At 71.0% G+C, this 19,274-nt stretch carries 14 protein-coding genes; 10 read left to right on the top strand and 4 right to left on the bottom strand.

All coding sequences use genetic code 11. The features are described 5' to 3' along the window. Positions 1-110 precede the first annotated feature (110 nt). The 5 genes from hisC (at position 111) to ACF088_RS17045 (ending at position 9,945) form a co-directional block, all read left to right on the top strand. Positions 111-1,190: a histidinol-phosphate transaminase gene (gene hisC, locus ACF088_RS17065; RefSeq protein WP_392376556.1), complete on the top strand. Its 1,080-nt coding sequence runs from the start codon at positions 111-113 to the stop codon at positions 1,188-1,190. Positions 1,191-1,513: 323 nt separating this feature from the next. Next, positions 1,514-3,022 carry a cytochrome ubiquinol oxidase subunit I gene (locus ACF088_RS17060; RefSeq protein ID WP_392376555.1) on the top strand — a complete coding sequence of 503 codons (1,509 nt, stop codon included), beginning with the start codon at positions 1,514-1,516 and terminating at the stop codon, positions 3,020-3,022. A gap of 9 nt (positions 3,023-3,031) precedes the next feature. Further along, complete coding sequence (cydB, locus tag ACF088_RS17055) at positions 3,032-4,033, top strand: cytochrome d ubiquinol oxidase subunit II (RefSeq protein ID WP_392376554.1); 1,002 nt, start codon at positions 3,032-3,034, stop codon at positions 4,031-4,033. A gap of 38 nt (positions 4,034-4,071) precedes the next feature. Beyond that, positions 4,072-7,866 carry a thiol reductant ABC exporter subunit CydD gene (gene cydD / locus ACF088_RS17050; RefSeq protein ID WP_392376553.1) on the top strand — a complete coding sequence of 1,265 codons (3,795 nt, stop codon included), beginning with the start codon at positions 4,072-4,074 and terminating at the stop codon, positions 7,864-7,866. Between the two features lie 399 nt (positions 7,867-8,265). Further along, complete coding sequence (locus tag ACF088_RS17045; RefSeq protein WP_392376640.1) at positions 8,266-9,945, top strand: GAF domain-containing protein; 1,680 nt, start codon at positions 8,266-8,268, stop codon at positions 9,943-9,945. A gap of 85 nt (positions 9,946-10,030) precedes the next feature. Here the strand turns inward: ACF088_RS17045 and ACF088_RS17040 are convergent, their stop codons facing one another. Continuing rightward, positions 10,031-11,041 (bottom strand): HAD hydrolase family protein, encoded by a 1,011-nt coding sequence (locus ACF088_RS17040; RefSeq protein WP_392376552.1) that lies wholly within the window; start codon positions 11,039-11,041, stop codon positions 10,031-10,033. A 161-nt stretch (positions 11,042-11,202) separates the two neighbouring features. On the opposite strand from ACF088_RS17040, the gene ACF088_RS17035 reads away from it, so the two are divergent. From ACF088_RS17035 to ACF088_RS17025, 3 genes are all read left to right on the top strand, one after another. Beyond that, positions 11,203-12,102, top strand: a complete 900-nt coding sequence (locus ACF088_RS17035) for an LLM class flavin-dependent oxidoreductase (RefSeq protein WP_392376551.1) — start codon at positions 11,203-11,205, stop codon at positions 12,100-12,102. Positions 12,103-12,427: 325 nt separating this feature from the next. Further along, the gene (htpX, locus tag ACF088_RS17030) at positions 12,428-13,327 is read left to right on the top strand and encodes a zinc metalloprotease HtpX (protein WP_392376550.1); all 900 of its coding nucleotides are present in this window, start codon (positions 12,428-12,430) and stop codon (positions 13,325-13,327) included. Positions 13,328-13,518: 191 nt separating this feature from the next. Beyond that, positions 13,519-14,082 (top strand): hypothetical protein, encoded by a 564-nt coding sequence (locus ACF088_RS17025; protein WP_392376549.1) that lies wholly within the window; start codon positions 13,519-13,521, stop codon positions 14,080-14,082. 82 nt (positions 14,083-14,164) lie between these two features. Here ACF088_RS17025 and ACF088_RS17020 read toward each other — a convergent pair whose 3' ends face one another. Continuing rightward, entirely contained in the window at positions 14,165-14,722 is a 558-nt protein-coding gene (locus tag ACF088_RS17020; RefSeq protein ID WP_392376548.1) for an RNA 2'-phosphotransferase, read from the bottom strand. A gap of 172 nt (positions 14,723-14,894) precedes the next feature. Next, positions 14,895-15,479, bottom strand: coding sequence for a PadR family transcriptional regulator (locus tag ACF088_RS17015; protein ID WP_392376547.1), 585 nt, complete (start codon positions 15,477-15,479; stop codon positions 14,895-14,897). A gap of 138 nt (positions 15,480-15,617) precedes the next feature. On the opposite strand from ACF088_RS17015, the gene ACF088_RS17010 reads away from it, so the two are divergent. Continuing rightward, positions 15,618-16,208: a hypothetical protein gene (locus tag ACF088_RS17010; protein ID WP_392376546.1), complete on the top strand. Its 591-nt coding sequence runs from the start codon at positions 15,618-15,620 to the stop codon at positions 16,206-16,208. Then, the gene (locus ACF088_RS17005) at positions 16,205-17,551 is read left to right on the top strand and encodes a carotenoid oxygenase family protein (protein ID WP_392376545.1); all 1,347 of its coding nucleotides are present in this window, start codon (positions 16,205-16,207) and stop codon (positions 17,549-17,551) included. Before ACF088_RS17010 ends, ACF088_RS17005 begins: the two co-directional genes overlap by 4 nt. Before the next feature lie 257 nt (positions 17,552-17,808). Here ACF088_RS17005 and ACF088_RS17000 read toward each other — a convergent pair whose 3' ends face one another. Next, complete coding sequence (locus ACF088_RS17000; protein ID WP_392376544.1) at positions 17,809-18,996, bottom strand: MerR family transcriptional regulator; 1,188 nt, start codon at positions 18,994-18,996, stop codon at positions 17,809-17,811. Between the last annotated feature and the right edge of the window lie 278 nt (positions 18,997-19,274).

Here is a 19,274-nt window from a genome sequence, read left to right as displayed (position 1 = left end):
GAGGTAGGTGGCCGAGCCCGGTGGCGGGCCGGGGGCTGCCGCCGAACGGGTCAATCCTCATAAGGTGTGCAGTATTGGAGAAGAGGCAGGACGGTCGAGGAGGACCTGCGGTGAACGAGAAGACCCCGAAGCTGCGTGCTGCGCTGGACGGCATCCCCACCTACAAGCCGGGCCGGCCGGCGGCGGCCGGCGGCCCCGTCACGTACAAGCTGTCCTCCAACGAGAACCCCTATCCGCCGCTGCCGGGCGTCCTGGAGAGCGCGGTGACCGCCGCCGGCTCCTTCAACCGCTACCCGGACATGGCCTGCACGGGCCTGATGGCGGAGCTGTCCGAGCGGTTCTCGGTACCCCTGGAGCATCTGGCGACCGGCACCGGTTCGGTCGGTGTGGCCCAGCAGCTGGTCCAGTCGACGGCCGGGCCCGGCGATGAAGTGATCTATGCCTGGCGGTCGTTCGAGGCCTACCCGATCGTCACCCAGGTCTCCGGCGCCACCTCCGTGCAGATTCCGCTGACCTCCGGTGAGGTGCACGATCTGGACGCCATGCTCGCCGCGATCACCGACCGGACCCGGTTGATCTTCGTCTGCAACCCCAACAACCCCACCGGCACCGTCGTCCGCCGTGCGGAGCTGGAGTCCTTCCTGGACCGGGTGCCGAGCGATGTGCTGGTGGTGCTGGACGAGGCGTACTGCGAGTTCGTGCGCGATCCCCAGGTGCCGGACGGCATCGAGCTCTACCGCGACCGCCCCAATGTGTGTGTGCTGCGCACCTTTTCCAAGGCGTACGGCCTGGCGGGACTGCGGGTCGGCTTTGCGGTGGCCCATGAGCCGGTGGCCGCGGCGCTGCGCAAGACGGCGGTGCCGTTCGGTGTGAGCCAGCTGGCGCAGGAGGCGGCGGTGGCGTCGCTGCGCAGCGAGGCGGCGCTGCTGGAGCGGGTCGATGCGCTGGTGACCGAGCGGGCGCGGGTGGTGGACGGTCTGCTGGGGCAGGGCTGGACGGTGCCCGAGTCGCAGGCGAATTTCGTCTGGCTGCGGCTGGGGGACCGCACGACCGACTTCGCGGCGGCCTGCGAGCGGGCCGGCGTGGTCGTGCGGCCGTTCGCCGGCGAGGGCGTACGGGTGACGATCGGCGAGGGTCCGGCGATGGACCTGTTCCTGCAGGCCGCGGAGGAGTTCCGCAAGGCGTTGTAACCCGTCGTCGGGTGGGGTGTCGAGGCCGTGGGTCTGCTGACCTGCGGCCTCGCGCGTATCCGCGCTATCTCGCCGCTGCGGACGGGTGCCGGGGTGCGCCGTCCGCCGTGGGCGCGGCCCGGGTTGTGGCAGGTGGAGGGCGTTTTGGCGCCCGGGAATCGGGCGTGACCGCAGTCACGTACCCCCCGGCAGAAATGGCTGAGACCCGTAGGAGATAATTGCTTGTGAATGTGAACGCGTTCACAAGCGCGTCCTGTATGGGCCACTTTATGTGGCGCATACAGGGCATTGCCGTAGTGCAACGGCGACGTAAGGAGCACGGCATGGAACTGGCGTTGGCGCCAGAGACTCTGGCGCGATGGCAATTCGGCATCACCACCGTCTACCACTTCCTGTTCGTCCCCTTGACGATCTCCCTCGCCGCTCTGGTGGCCGGACTCGAGACCGCATGGGTACGCACGGGCAAGGAGAAGTACCTCAAGGCCACCAAGTTCTGGGGCAAGCTGTTTCTGATCAACATCGCGATGGGTGTCGTCACCGGCATCGTCCAGGAGTTCCAGTTCGGTATGAACTGGTCCGCCTACTCGCGGTTCGTCGGGGACGTCTTCGGCGCTCCGCTGGCCTTCGAGGCGCTCATCGCGTTCTTCTTCGAGTCGACCTTCATCGGCCTGTGGATCTTCGGCTGGGACAAGCTGCCCAAGAAGATCCACTGCTTCTGCATGTGGATGGTCTCGATCGGCACGCTCCTGTCGGCGTACTTCATCCTCGCGGCGAACTCCTGGATGCAGCACCCGGTTGGCTACAAGTACAACGCCGCGAACGGCCGTGCCGAGCTGACGGACTTCTGGAAGGTGCTGACCCAGGACACCACCCTGGTCGTCGCCTTCCACACGCTGACCGCGGCCTTCCTCACCGGCGCCGCGTTCATGGTCGGTATCGCCGCCTTCCATCTGATGCGCAAGAAGCACATCAAGGTGATGCGGACGTCGCTGCGGCTCGGGCTGATCACGCTGGTCATCTCGGGCATCCTCACCGCGGTCAGCGGTGACTCGCTCGGCAAGGTCATGTTCAAGCAGCAGCCGATGAAGATGGCCGCGGCCGAGGCGCTGTGGGACAAGGAACAGCCTGCGCCGTTCTCGGTCTTCGCCTACGGCGATGTCGACAAGGGGCACAACACGGTCGCCATCGAGATACCCGGCCTGCTGTCCTTCCTCGCGCACAACGACTTCAGCTCGCCGGTTCCCGGCATCAACGACGTCAACAAGTCCGAGCAGCAGAAGTTCGGGCCCGGCGACTACCGGCCCAACATCCCGGTCGCCTACTGGGGCTTCCGCTGGATGATCGGCTTCGGTATGTCGTCCTTCGCCATCGGACTCGCCGGGCTCTGGCTCACCCGTAAGAAGTTCTGGCTGGCTCCGGGGCTGCGTACGGGGGACGAGGAGCCACCGCATCTCGCGCTCACCAAGAACAAGCTGCTCGGTGCCCGTCTGAGCAAGTGGTACTGGTCGCTCGCCTTTGTCACCCTCGGCTTCCCGCTCATCGCGAACTCGTGGGGCTGGATCTTTACCGAGATGGGCCGCCAGCCCTGGGCCGTCTACGGCGTGCTGCGCACCTCGGACGCGGTGTCCCCGGGCGTCTCGCAGGGCGAGGTGCTCACCTCGATGATCGTCTTCACCACGCTCTACGCGATCCTCGCGGTGGTCGAGGTCAAGCTGCTGGTGAAGTACATCAAGGCCGGACCGCAGGAGCTCACTGACTCCGACCTCAACCCGCCCACCAAGATCGGCGGCGACAGCACCGACGCCGACCGGCCGATGGCCTTCTCGTACTAGGAGGCGACTGTGCAACTCCACGACGTCTGGTTCGTCCTTATCGCCGTCCTCTGGACCGGGTACTTCTTCCTCGAAGGGTTCGACTTCGGGATCGGCATCCACACCAAGCTCCTCGCCCGCGACCGGCGGGAGAAGCGCGTACTGATCAACACCATCGGGCCGGTCTGGGACGGCAACGAGGTCTGGCTGATCAGCGCGGCCGGTGCGACCTTCGCCGCCTTCCCCGACTGGTACGCGACCCTCTTCTCCGGCTTCTATCTGCCGCTGCTGCTGATCCTGGTGTGCCTGATCGTGCGCGGGGTCGCCTTCGAGTACCGCCACAAGCGGACCGAGGAGCACTGGCAGCGGAACTGGGAAAACGCGATTTTCTGGGCCTCACTGCTGCCCGCAGTGCTGTGGGGCGTCGTGTTCGGCAACCTCGTGCACGGCGTCAAGATCGACGCTCACAAGGAATATGTGGGGAGCGTTCTCGACCTGCTGAACCCGTACGCGATCCTGGGCGGGCTGGTCACGCTGATGCTGTTCACCTTCCACGGTGCGGTGTTCGCCTCGCTCAAGACGACGGGTGACATCCGGGAGCGGGCGCGCAGACTGGCGACCCTCCTCGGACTGCTCACCGTGGTGCCGGTGGTCGGTTTCCTCGGCTGGACCCAGGCCGACAAGGGCGATGCCACCAGCCTGGTTGCCATGATCGTGGTGGTGGTCGCGCTGCTCGCGGCGCTCGGGGCCAACAGGCTCGGGCGCGAGGGCTGGGCGTTCGCCTTTTCCGGTCTCGCCATCGTGGCCGCGGTCGCGATGCTGTTCCTGACGCTCTTCCCTAACGCCATGCCCTCGACGCTGAACGAGAGCTGGAGCCTCACCGTCAGCAATGCCTCGTCCAGCCCTTACACCCTGAAGATCATCACGTGGTGCGCCGGTTTCGCCACACCACTGGTGATGCTCTACCAAGGGTGGACGTACTGGGTGTTCCGTAAGCGCATCGGTACCCAGCACATCGCCGATGCCCACTAGCTGAGCGGCCGCCCTCCCGGGGCGGCCCAGCAGGACGGATGTTTCACGTGAAACCGGTTGACCCACGTCTGCTCCGCTACGCCCAGGCCACCCGCGGCTTCCTGGTCGCGGTGGTGGTGCTCGGGCTGGCCGGAGCGGGCCTGGTCATCGGCCAGGCGATGCTGATTGCCGAGATCGTCGTCGGGGCGTTCCAGCACCATCTCGGTCCCGGCGCCCTGGTCACACCGCTGGCGTTGCTCGCCGCGATCTCCGTCGGGCGCGGTCTGGTCTCCTGGCTCACCGAGCTGGCCGCGCATCGCGCCGGCGCGGCGGTCAAGTCCGAGCTGCGCATGCGGCTCATCGAGCGGGCGGCGCGGCTGGGGCCCGGCGCGGTGATCGGGCGCACGGACGGCGGCGCCCCGGCCCCGGCTCCGTACGGCCCGGGGGCGGCCGACGCGGGCACGCTCGACGGCACGGGCACCCTGGAGAGGCGAACCGGCGAACTCACCACCCTCGCCACCCGCGGCATCGACGCACTGGACGACTACTTCGCCCGCTATCTGCCGCAGTTGGGGCTGGCGGTCGTCGTCCCTCTCGCCGTGCTGGCCCGGATCGTCACCGGTGACTGGATCTCGGCGCTCACCATCGTCGTCACCCTCCCGTTGATCCCGCTGTTCATGATCTTGATCGGCTGGGCCACCCAGGCGCGGATGGACCGCCAATGGCGGCTGCTCGCCCGGCTGTCGGGCCACTTCCTCGATGTCGTCGAGGGCCTGCCGACCCTCAAGGTCTTCGGCCGGGCCAAGGCCCAGGCCGCCTCCATCCGGGCCATCACCGGCGCATACCGCCGGGCGACGATGCGCACCCTGCGCATCGCCTTTCTCTCCTCCTTCGCGCTCGAACTCCTCGCCACCATCTCCGTCGCGCTGGTCGCGGTCGGTGTCGGTATGCGGCTGGTGCACGGTGAACTCGACCTCTCCACCGGCCTGATGGTGCTGGTGCTGGCGCCCGAGGCGTATCTGCCGCTGCGGCAGGTCGGCGCGCAGTACCACGCCGCGGCCGAGGGGCTCTCGGCCGCGGAGGAGATCTTCGCGGTGCTGGAGACACCGCTGCGCACCGCCGGCACCGCACCCGCGCCCGAGGGCACCGCACTGGCCGTGGAGGAGCTGGTGGTCCGCCACCCCGGGCGGACCGCCGACTCGCTCCCGGCGACGTCGTTCGAGGTCCGGCCCGGCGAGACCGTCGCACTGGTCGGCCCCTCCGGCGCCGGCAAGTCCACCTTGCTGAGCGTGCTGCTCGGCTTCACCGAACCGTACGGGGGCCGGGCCCTCGTCGACGGCCGGGACATCGCGTCGCTCTCCCCCGAGAGCTGGCGGCAGCGAATCGCGTGGGTGCCGCAGCACCCGCAGCTGTTTGCCGGCTCCATCGCCGAGAACGTACGGCTGGCGCGGCCGGATGCGGAGGACGCCGCGGTGCGCAACGCCCTGGGCGACGCGGGCGCGCTCGATTTCATCGACGCGCTCCCGGACGGCATGGCGACCCGGCTCGGCGAGTCCGGTGCCGGGCTCTCGGCCGGACAGCGCCAGCGCCTCGCGCTCGCCCGCGCCTTCCTCGCCGACCGCCCGATCCTGCTCCTGGACGAGCCCACCGCCAACCTCGACGGCGCGACCGAGGAAGCGATGGTGGCCGCGATCGGCAGGCTCGCCGTCGGCCGTACGGTTCTGCTCGTCGTCCACCGGCCGGCGTTGCTGGCGGTGGCGGACCGGGTGGTGCGGTTGCCGGGGTTGGCGGGACCCGCGGACACGGCCGGTCCTCTGGGCGCGGAGGGCGCGGGGGATCCACTGGGTGCGGGGCCGCGCGCCGGTGCGGTCGTGAGTGCGTCTTCCCGTCAGTCGTGCCAGGAGCCGGTCGTCGACCCGGCAGACCGGGACCGGGGTCCCGCCGGGGCGGACCGGGGCTCCGTCGACGGGGACCGGGGCTTCGCCGGAGCGGACCGGGGGTTCGCCGAGGCGGCGGCCGGGGCGCCGGCTCCGGAGGAGGACACCGGGCCCGACTCCCTTCCCGGCTCCGCCCGGCACTCGGCGCTCACCCGGCTGCGGCAAACGGCCCGGTCCCATCGGGCGCGGTTCGCGCTGGCGCTGCTCCTGGGGAGCCTGGCGCTGGGCAGCGCGGTGGGGCTGATGGCGACCTCGGGGTGGCTGATCTCGCGGGCGGCGCAGCAGCCGCCGGTGCTGTATCTGATGGTGGCGGTGACCGCGACCAGGGCGTTCGGCATCGGCCGTGCGGTCTTCAGATACGCCGAGCGGCTGGTCGCCCATGACGCGGTGTTCCGGATGCTCGCCGAGGCACGCGTCGCCGTCTTCCGGCGGCTGGAGCGGCTGGCGCCGGCCGGACTCAAGGAGCGCAGTCGCGGCGATCTGCTGTCGCGGCTGGTGGCCGATGTCGATGCGGGGCAGGACTACTTCCTGCGCTGGCTGCTGCCCGTCGGGGCGGCGGTGCTGGTCGGCGCAGGCGCGGTCGGTTTCACCGGCTGGCTGTTGCCGGAGGCCGGTGCGATTCTCGCCGTCGGACTGCTTTTCGCGGGCGTGGGGGTGCCGATGCTCTCGGGTGCTCTGGCCCGGCGGGCGGAGCGTCAGCTGGCGCCCGCGCGCGGGCGGCTCGCGACCCGCGTCGTCGATGTGCTCACCGGTACCGCCGAGTTGACGGTGGCCGGTGCCCTCCCTGCCCGCACGGAATCGGTACGGGGCGCCGACCGGGAGCTGACCCGGATCGCCTCCCGTTCGGCCACCGTGTCCGGGACCGGCGCCGGGCTGTCGGCGCTGCTGTGCGGACTGACGGTCGCCGCGGCGGCGGTGGCCGGCGTCCAGGCCGTACATGCGGGCCGGTTGTCGGGCGTGGCGCTGGCCGTGGTCGTGCTCACCCCGCTCGCCGCCTTCGAGGCGGTGACCGGGCTGCCGCTCGCCGTGCAGTACCGCCGGCGCACCCGGCACGCCGCCGAGCGGGTCTTCGAGGTGCTGGACGCGCCGGTCCCGGTGCAGGAGCCGACCGAGCCGGCCGACGCGCCCGAGGCGCCGTTCCCGCTGGTCGCACGGGATCTGACCGCGCGCCACCCGGGAGCGGACCGCCCGGCGCTGGACGGCGTGGGCTTCACCCTGACCGCCGGCCGCAGGCTCGCCGTCGTCGGTCCGTCCGGTTCCGGGAAGACCACCCTGGCGCAGGTGCTGCTGCGCTTTGTGGACCGGGAATCGGGGACGTACCTGCTGGGCGGAACGGATGCCCGGACGCTGGACGGTGACGCGGTCCGGCGGCTGGTGGGGCTCTGTGCGCAGGACGCGCACCTTTTCGACAGCTCGCTGCGGGAGAACCTCAAGCTCGCCCGCCGGGACCGGCGCGGCACCTCGGACGATGCCGACCAGGACCTGTGGGAGGCGCTCGGGCGGGCGCGGCTCGCGGACTGGGTGCGGGGGCTGCCCGACGGCCTGGACACCATGATCGGGGAGCACGGCGCCCGGCTGTCCGGTGGTCAGCGGCAGCGCCTGGCCCTGGCGCGTGCGCTGCTCGCGGACTTCCCGGTGCTCGTTCTGGACGAGCCCGCCGAGCACCTCGATCTGACCACCGCCGATGCGCTGACCGCCGATCTGCTGGCCGCGACCGAGGGCCGTACGACGGTCCTGATCACCCACCGGCTCACCGGCCTGGAGGAGGTCGACGAGGTGCTGGTCCTGGATCAGGGGCGGGTCGCGCAGAGCGGGCCGTACGCGGAGCTGGCCGCGGCCGACGGCCCGTTCCGGCGGATGCTGGAGCGCGAGCGGGCGGTGGATACGGCGTACGGGGAGGCGCAGCCGGTGGCGTAGGGCGACGCGCTGCCGGGGCGGCACCTTGTGCGGAGGGCGACGCGCTGCCGGGGCGTGAGGGATGCGCACCTCGTGCGGAGGGCGACGCGCTGCCGGGGCGTGAGGGATGCACACCTCGTGCGGTGGGCGACGCGCTGCCGGGGCGTGAGGGATGCGCACCTCGTGCGGAGGGCGACGCGCTGCCGGTGGCCCGGGACGGCGTACCGTCCAGGGCCCGCGCCGGGCCCCGTCCCGCCCCGTACCGGGCCCGTCCCCCGCCGCGCCCGGCCGTCGCCCATAACCGAACTTTCCCCGGAAAACAGCCCTTATTAGGCTCATGGCATGGCAGCCACGGCAGAACCCCCACCCGCGGGCCCCGGGGACACCGGGAGCGACGGCGCGAGTGCGGCCCCCGACCCCATGGACGCCGCCACCGAGGCGACCCGCAGCCTGCAGGGACTGTCGTCCGAGCTGACCGCCCGGGTACCGCAGCTGCTGGAAGCGATGCGCACGGTCGGCGCGGGTCTGGATCTGCACCTCACCCTGGACCGGATCGTGGAGACGGCCGCCGAGCTGGCCGACGCCCGCTACGCCGCGATCGGGATCATCGACGACGCCCGCGAGGGGCTGTCGGACTTTGTGACGTATGGGGTGACCAGGGAGCAGCGCGAACGGATCGGCGCGCTGCCCGACGGCCACAAGGGCCTGCTCGGGGCGCTCATCCACGATCCCAAGCCACTGCGCCTCGGCGACCTCATGAAGGACTCCCGCTCGGCGGGCTTCCCGGCCGGGCATCCGCCGATGCGGACGTTTCTCGGGGTGCCGATCCGTGTCCAGGGCGAGATCTTCGGCAACCTCTATCTGACGGAGAAACGCGCGGGCAGGGACTTCAGCGAGGAAGACCTGCACATGGTGCGGGTGCTGGCCACCGAGGCCGGTATCGCGATCGGCAACGCCCGGCTGCATGCCGCAACCCGGCAGCGGGAGCGGTGGATCGACGGCTCCGTGGCGGTGACCACCGAACTCCTAGCCGGCAGCGATGTCGACGATGCGCTCGCGGTGGTCGCCGAGCAGGCCCGCAAGCTGGCGGAGTCGGCGGCCGGCATTGTGCTGCTGCCCGACGAGGAGGGCGGCCTGGAGATCGTCGCGGTGTCGGCGGACGACCCCACCGGGATCATGGGGACGCAGATTCCGCCCGACAGCCCGGTGGTCGAACAACTCCTCGCCGGGGAGCCGGTGTTCGTGCACGACTCGGCCACCGACCCGCGGATGATCACGGATATCGCGGCCCGCTTCGGCCCCAGCATGATGCTTCCGCTCAAAAGCGGCGGACGGGTGCTCGGCACCCTTGCGGTCCCGCGGGCCAGGGGTGCCCGCCCGTTCACCGCCGCCGAGCGGACGCTGGCCACCCAGTTCGCGGCGCAGGCCGCACTGGCGCTGGTGCTGGCCGACGCGCAGCGCGACCGCGAGCGGCTCGCCGTCTACGAGGACCGCGACCGGATCGCCCGTGACCTGCACGATCTCGTCATTCAACGGCTTTTCGCGACGGGCATGATCCTGGAGAGCGCACAGCGCAGATCCGTCGTGCCCGAGGTGGCACAGGGGGTCGGCAAGGCCGTCGACGAGCTGGACGTCACCATCCAGGAGATCAGAACCGCGATCTTCGCCCTGCAGCAGGGCCCGGCCGAGGCACCGTCCGGGCTGCGGACCCGGGTCCTGCGCGAAATCGGCACCGCAGCCGTACCACTCGGCTTCCAGCCGTCGGCCGGCTTCATCGGCCCGGTCGACTCCCGGGTCGGCGAGCTGACCGGCAAGAACCTGATTGCCGCGCTGCGTGAGGCGCTCTCGAACGCCTTCCGGCACGCCCAGGCCTCCCGGATCGAGGTCGTCGTGGACGCCACGATCCGGCTCCCGGACGGCGCCGACGGCGTCCGCCTGACCGTCGCCGACGACGGCGTCGGCATCTCGGACGGCGGCCGCCGCAGCGGCCTCAAGAACCTCGCCAAGCGCGCGGAGTCGCTGGGCGGCTCCAGCTCGTACGGCCCCGGGCTGGGCGAGGAGGGTACGGGGACGACGCTGAGGTGGGAGGCGCCGCTGTGAGGGCAGGGCGGGGCAGGGCGGCGCGGGCGTAGAGGCGGTGCCGGGCGGGGCCGGGCGAGGCCAGGCGGTGCCGTCGCCCTCGGTGCTACCGGTCGCCCCGTGGGAGGTCGTGGTGCAGGATCCGCTCGATGACGGCTGCGACGCCGTCGTCGTTGTTGGACGCGGTACGGCCCGTCGTGGCGGCCAGCACGTCAGGATGCGCGTTGGCCATGGCGTACGAGGTGCCGGCCCAGGTCAGCATCTCTATGTCGTTCGGCATGTCCCCGAAGGCGACCACTTCCTCCGGGGAGATGCCGCGCTCCGCACAGCAGTGGGCGAGGGTGCCGGCCTTGCTGACACCGGGACCGCTGATCTCCAGGAGGGCGGTGGGGCTGGACCGGGTGAAGGACGCGAGATCGCCGGCGGTCGTACGGGCCAGCGTGAGGAACGCGTCGGGGTCCAGCTCGGGGTGGTGCGCCAGCAGCTTGATCACGGGCTGCTCGGGGAAAGCGGGGCCCCTGGGATCGGTGGGTCCGCCGGCGTCACCGTAGGGGGCGTCACTGGAAGAGGCACCACCGGAGGGGGCGTCGCCCGGCCCCTGGGCCTCGTCGTGCGCCGCCGCGTGCGGACACAGCGTCGAGACGAAGTCCTCGGCCAGCAGCTTCTCGGCCGGCGCGACGACCGCGGCCGGGTCCAGGAGGAGCGGCGGGTACTGCGGCTCGTAGTGGATGCCGCCGGTGCGCTCGACCGCGAACGAGGTGCCGGGTGCGGCACTGCGCAGCGCGTCCACGACGGTGAGCGCGACGGAGCGCTCCAGGGGGCTGACCTCGACGATCCGGCCGCCGCGGTGCAGGTCGACGACGGCCGCGCCGTTCGCGCAGATCGCCAGGCCGTGACCGTGCACATGGTCGCTGACCACGCCCATCCAGCGGGCCGGGCGCCCGGTGACGAAGAACACCTCGATGCCGGCCCGCTCCGCGGCGGCCAGCGCGGCGATCGTCCGGTCGGAGACCGTCTTGTCGTCGTGCAGCAGTGTGCCGTCGAGATCGGTGGCGATCAGCCGGGGCGCAACGGCCGTTTCGGGCGCCCGTGGTGGTGTGGCGGGGGGATCAGTCACGGGGCCATCTTCCCGTACCGCCGTGCACAGGACTGCGGTGGGTTGCGCGCATGAGCCCGTGGCGTCCGGGCGGATGGCGTGCAGGACGGGCAATGGCGGAGCCCGTCCACGGCACCGAGGCGAATCGTCCGCACCGTGCGGACGGCCGTACGCTCGGGGGTATGCGACTGAGCACCGTGATACTCCCCGTCCGCCGTTGGTCCGAAGGCGGACGGGAGGCATGGCAGCGCGCCGAGGAGCTGGGCTTCCACGCCGCGTACACCTACGACCACCTCTCGTGGCGGAGCTTTCGCGACCAGGCCTGGTTCGGTGCTCTTCCGACGCTGACCGCGGCTGCGGCCGCGACCTCCCGTCTGCGGCTGGGCACCCTCGTCACCTCGCCGAACTTCCGGCACCCGGTCACCCTCGCCAAGGAACTGATCTCGCTCGACGACATCAGCGACGGCCGGATCACCCTGGGCATCGGTGCCGGCGGCAACGGCTTCGACGCCACCGCGCTCGGCCAGGTCCCCTGGGAGCCGCGGGAACGGGCCGACCGCTTCGCCGAGTTCGTCGCCCTGCTGGACCGGCTGCTGACCCAGGATGTCGTCTCCTACGCCGGCGACCACTACTCCGCGCACGAGGTCCGCAACATCCCCGGTTGTGTGCAGCGGCCGCGGCTGCCGTTCGCGGTGGCGGCCACCGGGCCGCGCGGGCTGAAGCTGGCCGCCCAGTACGGCCAGGCCTGGGTGACGACCGGGGATCCCAAGGTCTCCAATGGGGGCGGTACGCCGGACGAGTCGCGTGCGGCGATCCGGGGACAGCTCGAGCGGCTGGGCAAGGCCTGCGCCGAGGAGGGCCGGGACCTCGCCGACCTGCAGAAAATCATGCTGACCGGCTTCACTCCGGACCGTCCGCTGGACTCCGTGGACGCCTTTGTCGACTTCGCCGGCCGCCACGCCGAGCTGGGCATCGACGAGCTCGTCCTCCACTGGCCGATCGCCGATTCGGTCTTCGAGGCCGACGTCGCGGTCTTCGAACGGATCGTGGCGGAGGCGCCGGCACAGCTGGCGACCCGGTAGAGCGGGAGACGACTCCGGAGTCTTCCGGAGAGTCGTCTCCGCGGCCGCAGGACGTCCCGGCAGCCCCGGCATGGCACCCCGGCGGCCCCGGCACGGAAGGTGTCCGGCGGTCCCGGCATCGAGGTGCCCGGCGGCGCCCCGGTATCGAGGTGCCCCGCGGCCCGACGCGCCCGGCACTCCCCTGGCCTGGGCTTTACCCCGCATATAGCTCCGAAGAGGGAGAATTGGGGCAGCGGGGCGCGGTGTGCGTCCCGCGGCGCGCGGTGTGCGGACGGCACGCGAGCGGTCGGCGCATTGCGCGAACTGCGGTGCTTTCGGAGGAGCCATGGCACAGACCCGATTCGCCCCGGATCGCGGGCTGACCACACGCATGGTCACCACGATGTTCTTCATCGGGCTGCTGTACGTCGTGGTCGTCGGCGTGCTGGTGGTGCTGCTCAAGGGCGCGTGGGTGGTGGTGCTGCTGATCGCGGGCGCCCTGTTCATCGCGCAGTTCTGGTTCAGCGACCGGATCGCGGCGTTCAGCATGGGCGCGCGCGAGGTCACGCCGGAGCAGGCGCCCGAGCTGCACGGCGCCGTCGACCGGCTGTGTGCGCTGGCCGATATGCCCAAGCCGCGGGTGGCGATCGCCGAGTCGGATGTGCCGAATGCCTTCGCCACCGGCCGTAGCCAGAAAAACTCCCTGGTGTGTGCCACCACCGGCCTGCTCAGGCGGCTGGAGCCGGAGGAACTGGAGGGGGTGCTGGCCCACGAGCTCTCGCATGTCGCGCACCGCGATGTCGCGGTGATGACCATCGCCTCATTCCTCGGCGTGCTGGCCGGGATCATCACCCGGGCCGCCCTGTGGAGCGGCATCGGGCGCAACAACCGGGATCAGAACGCGGCCATCGCGGTGCTCATCGTGACCGCCGTGAGCGTGGTCGTCTACGCGATCAGCTTCCTCCTGACCCGGCTGCTGTCCCGTTACCGTGAGCTGTCCGCCGACCGGGCCGCCGCGCTGCTGACCGGCCGCCCCTCGGCACTGGCCGCCGCGCTGACCAAGGTCACCGGCCAGATCGCAAGGATCCCGACCGAGGATCTGCGCAAGGCCCAGCCGTTCAACGCCTTCTATTTCGCCCCGGCGTTCAACAAGGAGAGCTTCAGCCGGCTGCTGTCGTCGCACCCGACGCTGGAACAGCGGCTGGACCAACTGGCCAGGATCTCGGCGCAGCTGGGGCGGGCGTGATGAACGGCGTGGTCGGGGCGGATGCGGTGACCGGCGTGGTTGCGGTGACCGGCGAGGTGGGGCGGATGTGATGGCCGGGGTGTCGGGTGTGGGTGTGACGACCGGCGCGGCTGGGCCGGATGTGATGACCGGCGCAGAGGTGACGACCGGCGCAATGGGGCCGGATGTATCGAGCAGGGAGTACGTCACGCATGGGATTTCTTGACGCCATCCTCGGCCGCAGCAAACCGGTGCGGCCCGATCTCGACCGGCTCTTCGCGCTGCCGTCCGCCGCGGTCACCCTTCAGGCCGCGGCCGGATTCGAACCCACCGGCCTGGGGTCGGTGTGTTTCGCCAGCGTCGAGGGCGGGACGTTCGCGCGCATCCAGGAGGAGGCCCGGTCCCTGCTGGACGGTTCGGTGGAGTTCACACAGGACGCGTACGGCTATACCTGGCTGCTCGCACGGCATCCGCCCGAGGACGTAGCGGGCCTGGTCAACGACCTGCACGCGGTCAATACGTCGCTGGAGGAGGCGGGGTTCGGCCCACAGCTGCTGTGTTCGCTGGTCGGCTTCCGTGACGAACGGCAGCGGTCGCTGGCGCTGGTCTACCTCTACAAGCGCGGCACGTTCTACCCCTTCTCCCCCAAGGAGGGCGGCGGCGAGAAGCGCGACAACCCGCTCGAACTGGAGGTGCGGGCGATGCTCGGGGACGACCTGACCATCGAGCAGGATCTGGCGCGGTGGTTCCCGGTGTGGGGGGCGCCGGGCCTCTGAGGGAGCGGCCTGCCGGGCCGGGGTGTGGGAGGCAGGGGGTTGGGCCCCCCGGCCGTCTGGGCACACCGCTTTCCGCGCGGTCCTACGGGAGCGATGGCTCACCCGGGAAACGCAGGAACGGGGCCGGTACACGGCTGGTGAGCCAGACGCCGTTCGCGCTGACCCGGAAGACATGGCCGGCGCGGTGCATCGCCTCCGCGTCCACGGTCAGGACCACGGGCCTGCCGCGCCGTGCGCCCACTCGGGTCGCGGTCTCGCGGTCGGGCGAGAGATGGACGGCATGCCGCGACATCGGCCGTAGCCCCTCCTCCCGGATGGCGGCCACACTGCGGGCCACCGTGCCGTGGAAGAGACGGGCGGGGGGTTCGGCAGGCGGCAGATCGAGGTCGACATGCACCGAGTGGCCTTGCCGGGCACGGATCCGGTCGTTCTCCATGGCGTAGCGCTGCTTGTCGTTGTCGGCTACCACCGCCGCCAACTCCGCCCGGGAGAAGCGGAATCCATGCCGTGTGGCCGCTGAAATGAGTTCTTCCACGGGCACCCAGCCCTGGGCGTCGAGGGTGATGCCGATCCGCTCCGGTTCATGGCGCAGATGCTTTGCCAGGTACTTCGAGATGCGCACGGAGCGCTGGCTGTCCATGGCTCCAGGGTGCCGCGCGCGGCATGCGACGGCACCTGAATTGCGGTCCGGGGAGGCGGTGGGACGTGCCGGGGTGCTGTGACCGCTGTCGTCCCACGGGCCGCTGTCGTCCCGCGGACCTGTGGGTGGCCGAGAGCAGCGGCATCGGCAGCCGCAGCCGCAGTCCGGCCCGCTACTCCGCTTCGTCCGGCCGGCCTTCCGTGTGCTGCTTCCTCGCGAGTTCGCTGGCCCTTCTCGCCTTTGCGCTGGTCACCTCATCGGCTGCCCAACGGGCCCATTCCTCCTGGGTCGCCGACATCCGCAGGCCGTACTCCAGCGCAATCCGTCCGTAGACCGAAATCATTTCCTCGTCCCACACGGCGGTCTCTTCGATGTGCTCGAGCGTGGCCCGGAGACGAGCGGCACGTTCGGCCTGATGCAGGAGAAATGTCTGTGCCTCAAGGGGCGTCACGATGCCGAGGAAGAAGACGCGCAGCAGGCCGTCATCGCGATGGGGGCCACTGGGTTCGACGTCGGTGAGCCAGCGGCGCAGCTCCGCCAGGCCGTCCTCGGTGATCGCGTATTCCTTGCGGCCGCGGGGGCCGTGGGCGGCGACCTCGACGAGTCCGGCGGTCGTGAGCTTGGCGAGCTCGCCGTACACCTGACTCTGTGTGGCCGGCCAGACGCTCGACAGCGAGGCGTTGAACAGCTTCATCAGGTCGTATCCGCTCGCCGGGGATTCGGCCAGCAGGCCCAGCACTGCATGTCTCAGGCTCATGACCGGCACTTTACCTTCCACTGTTGACATGTCAAAGGTGGAGGTTCTACATTCGACATGTCGAAGTTGGAATGTGTGCCAAGTGCGGCGACTCGTCCCGGCGTTGAGGCGCGCGGCCGTGCAGGAAGAGGGGGAATCATGAACTACCTGCGGAGCTTCATTCCGTGGCTGGTCTTTGCGGGGGTGGCCTCCGCCGGCTGGCAGTGGGGGGCGCTCGCCGGCCTGCTGATAGCCGTGGCGCTGCTCATCGCCGACCGTGCCGCGGGTCTTTCGCTCGACCACCGGCTGCTGGAGTACGGCACGATCCTGTTCTTCGCCGCCCTCAGTGTGCTGGCCTTCGCCCGCCCCGACAGCGGGCTCAAGATGTACGGCAGTGCCTTGTCGCAGGGCTGGCTGGCGCTCATCGCCTGGGTGTCGATCGCCGTGCGGCGGCCCTTCACGATGGGGATTGCGCGGCGGATGGCCCCGCCCGAGGTCTGGCACACCCCGCTGTTCCGCCGCATCAACGTCGTACTCACCGCTGCGTGGGCGCTGTCCTTCACTCTCACCGCGATCGCCCAGACCGTCGCCTCCGTGCAGGCCTGGAACGTCATCTTCTCGATCGCCATCCAGATCGCCGGATTCGTCCTTCCCATCCGCTTCACCGCCGCCTACCCGGAGCGGGCCCGCGCCCGCTTCATGGAGAACTCCGGCGTGCGGGCCGACGCTCAAGGAGGCCTGGCCGTATGACCACCACACCCCCGACCACCGCAACCGCTTCGCACGCCCCCGTACCCCACATGGCCGGCAACTTCGCCCCGGTGAAGGACGAAGTGACCGCCTACGACCTTCCGGTCACGGGCACGATCCCGCCCGAGCTCTGCGGCTGGTTCCTGCGGAACGGCCCCAACCCGCGGGATGCCGCCACTGCGCACTGGTTCTTCGGCGACGGCATGGTCCACGGTCTGCGCCTGGAGGGCGGCCGGGCCGTCTCCTACCGCAACCGCTGGGTCCGCACCGCCACTTTCGAAGGCGAGCCCACGGTGGACGCGCAGGGCCGCCGCAATCTGGCGGCGGGCGTGGCCAACACTCATATCGTCCGGCATGCCGGACGCACCCTCGCACTGGTCGAGTCGTCCTTGCCCTATGAGATCGACTGCCGTCCCGGCCATGAGCTGGAGACTCTCGGCGCCCATGACTTCGGGGGCCGGCTCACCACCGCCATGACCGCACATCCCAAAACCTGCCCCACCACCGGCGAGCTGCATTTCTTCGGATACGGCGGCCCCACCCCGCCCTATCTCACCTACCACCGTGCCGACGTGTCAGGGGAGCTGGTGATCAGCCGCCCCATCGATGTTCCGGGGCACACGATGATGCACGACTTCCATCTGACCGCCGGCCATGTCATCTTCATGGACCTCCCGGTCGTCTTCGACCGCAGTCGCCCCGGCATGCCGTTCCACTGGAATCCGGAGTACGGCGCCCGGCTCGGGGTGCTGCGGCGTGACGCCCCCTATGGCGAGGTCCGCTGGCTGTCCATCGACCCTTGCTATGTCTTCCACGCGCTGAATGCCCACGACGAGGGTGACCAGCGGATCGTTCTGTATGTGTCCCGCTATGCCGAATTCGGCGGCATGACCCCGGCCCACCTCTGGCGCTGGACCATCGACCTCGCCACGGGCACGGTCGCCGAGGAGCAACTCGACGACCGGTTCTGCGAGTTCCCCAGGGTGGACGACCGGCTCGCCGGGCTGCCGGCCCGGTTCGGCCATGCCATCACCGGCGAGCTGCCGGGCAGCGGCCCGATACCCGGTGCCCTGCTCCGCTACGACCTGCAGACCGGTGCGGTCGTTCGGCATGACTTCGGCCCGGGGCGCACTCCGGCCGAGGCCGTCTTCGCCCCGGCGGACGGCCGTCCGGGAGGTCCGGGCTGGCTGATCACGTATGTCTACGACGCCTCCACGGACACCAGCGATCTCGTCGTACTCGACGCGGAGGACATCTCGGCCGACCCGGTCGCCACGGTCCATCTCCCGCAGCGGGTGCCGTACGGCTTCCACGGCAACTGGCTTCCCGATCCGGTCAGTTGAGGTGCTGAAGGGCGTGGTGAGGGGGCTGCGCACGATCCGATCCTTGACAACTCAAGACTGGGTGGGGCGAAGCCGGTTGGAGTTGCCGGCAGGGCGGCGGAGGCTCACGGCGGGGGCCGTGCCGCATGCGGGACAGGGCCTGTCCCGGCGCCCCAGGGGCGGAGCTCCGGGGGGTGTCGGGTCGTGCTCGGGTGGTGCTCAGGGGAGCACGGGGCGTGCCCGGTGCGGCCGGGCTCGGCATCGGCGTGGAGGGCGGACTAGAGCTCGTTGACGGTCCGGTGCCCGGTGCCGGTCCGGTGCTCCGGGTGGGCGCCGGCCGCGCCGTCCCTCGGCACGGTCCCGCTTCCGCCCGACGCCAGGGCATCCATGGTGCGGGCCTGCACCTCCCGGTGTGCGGCGGCGGCGATGAAGGCGGCCGTGTGCTCCGCGCCCACCAGAGCCCGCACGGCCTGCACGGCTTCGGCGGGGAGCAGCACCGTTTCCGGCACCGTGCCGGGGCCGGGCGCGGTACGGGGGTCCGTGACCGGCCCGGGTGCGGCCGTCGGGACGGACGGCGGCGGTCCGGGCACGGACCGGGGCCCGGGCACGCTTCCGGAGCCCGCTTCGGAGGGCGGCGCCCCGGCGGGCGCCCGCCCGGCGCCGGCTGCCGCTGCCGACGCCAGGGCCCGCGCCTCGTCGGACCCGAGCGCCTCTGCCGGGAGTGCCTCGCTGAGGTGATGGCGCAGGTAGCGGGTGGCCAGGGTGCGCATGGCGCGGGCGAGTTCGGCGTCAATCGTCTGCTGGGCCAGAGGGCGCAGCCGGCGTACGAGGGCGGCGGCTTCCGCAGCCTCGGCCTCGGTCGGCGGGTGATCCAGGAAGGGCTGGAAGACATGCTCGGTGGTGAAGTCCAGGAAGCGGGAGGCGATGTGCTCGACCTCGCCGCGCACCTCCCGCAGATGACCGGTGATCGCCAGAAGCGGGACGCCGGCGGAGTGCAGTTCGGCGGCGACGGCGAGTTCCTGCGGGCTGGGGACGAGGAAAGCGTCGTCCTCGCCGGGGATCCTTTCCAGGACGCCGAGTTCGACCGCCTCGGCGATCGCCTCCTCGTCGGGGGAGCCCCCGAAGGCGGCGTCCAGGTCCGGGCGGCTGACGCGGGACGCCTCCTCGTCGGTCCACGGCCCGTCGATCTCGGCGACCAGGCCCAGGACCCCGCCGAGGTCGAGGCCTGCGTCCCAGGCCTCGAGGAGTTCCTTGATGCTGGCGAGGGAGTATCCGCGGTCGAGCAGATCGGCGATCTGGCGTAGCCGGGCAAGATGGGGGTCGCCGTAGACATTGGCCCGGCCCCGGCGCTCGGGACGGGGGAGCAGCCCGCGGTCCTGATAGGCGCGAATCGTGCGGACCGTGGCGCCGCTGAGGTGCGCCAGGTCCTCGATGCGGTATTCGCCCGTCGGCGGCTGCTCGGTCACTGAAGTGCTCCTTACGAGAGGGGTCCGGGAGACGGCCGGAAGCGCCCGCGTACTACGGAGGGCCGCGTGCACGAGTGGGCCGTGCGGCCCACCGCGCCCGCCGTGGCCCGTGTGGCAGAGCCAGGGGCGGCCGGAAGTGTATTCGGTTCCCCCGGGCACGCCGTACGGCGGCGGATGCGGCTTGGGTCCCGACCGGGCTTGGGCCTCGACCGGGCTTGGGCCCCGACCGGGCTTGGGCCCGAACCGAGCCTGGGCCTCGTCTGAGCCTGGGCTCCGAC

The organism is Streptomyces sp. NPDC015125 (genome assembly GCF_043080045.1).
Classification (GTDB): domain Bacteria; phylum Actinomycetota; class Actinomycetes; order Streptomycetales; family Streptomycetaceae; genus Streptomyces.
Note: the sequence above shows the minus strand (reverse complement) of the source record. Positions and strands in the feature narration are given on the sequence as shown.

Excerpts from the sequence above, each read along its gene's own strand:
- cydD (WP_392376553.1), top strand. The coding sequence starts at position 4,072 with ATGTTTCACGTGAAACCGGTTGACCCACGTCTGCTCCGCTACGCCCAG.
- htpX (WP_392376550.1), top strand. The coding sequence starts at position 12,428 with ATGGCACAGACCCGATTCGCCCCGGATCGCGGGCTGACCACACGCATG.
- ACF088_RS17015 (WP_392376547.1), bottom strand. The coding sequence starts at position 15,479 with ATGAGCCTGAGACATGCAGTGCTGGGCCTGCTGGCCGAATCCCCGGCG.
- ACF088_RS17010 (WP_392376546.1), top strand. The coding sequence starts at position 15,618 with ATGAACTACCTGCGGAGCTTCATTCCGTGGCTGGTCTTTGCGGGGGTG.
- ACF088_RS17005 (WP_392376545.1), top strand. The coding sequence starts at position 16,205 with ATGACCACCACACCCCCGACCACCGCAACCGCTTCGCACGCCCCCGTA.
- ACF088_RS17035 (WP_392376551.1), top strand. The coding sequence starts at position 11,203 with ATGCGACTGAGCACCGTGATACTCCCCGTCCGCCGTTGGTCCGAAGGC.
- ACF088_RS17020 (WP_392376548.1), bottom strand. The coding sequence starts at position 14,722 with ATGGACAGCCAGCGCTCCGTGCGCATCTCGAAGTACCTGGCAAAGCAT.
- ACF088_RS17045 (WP_392376640.1), top strand. The coding sequence starts at position 8,266 with ATGGACGCCGCCACCGAGGCGACCCGCAGCCTGCAGGGACTGTCGTCC.
- ACF088_RS17025 (WP_392376549.1), top strand. The coding sequence starts at position 13,519 with ATGGGATTTCTTGACGCCATCCTCGGCCGCAGCAAACCGGTGCGGCCC.
- ACF088_RS17060 (WP_392376555.1), top strand. The coding sequence starts at position 1,514 with ATGGAACTGGCGTTGGCGCCAGAGACTCTGGCGCGATGGCAATTCGGC.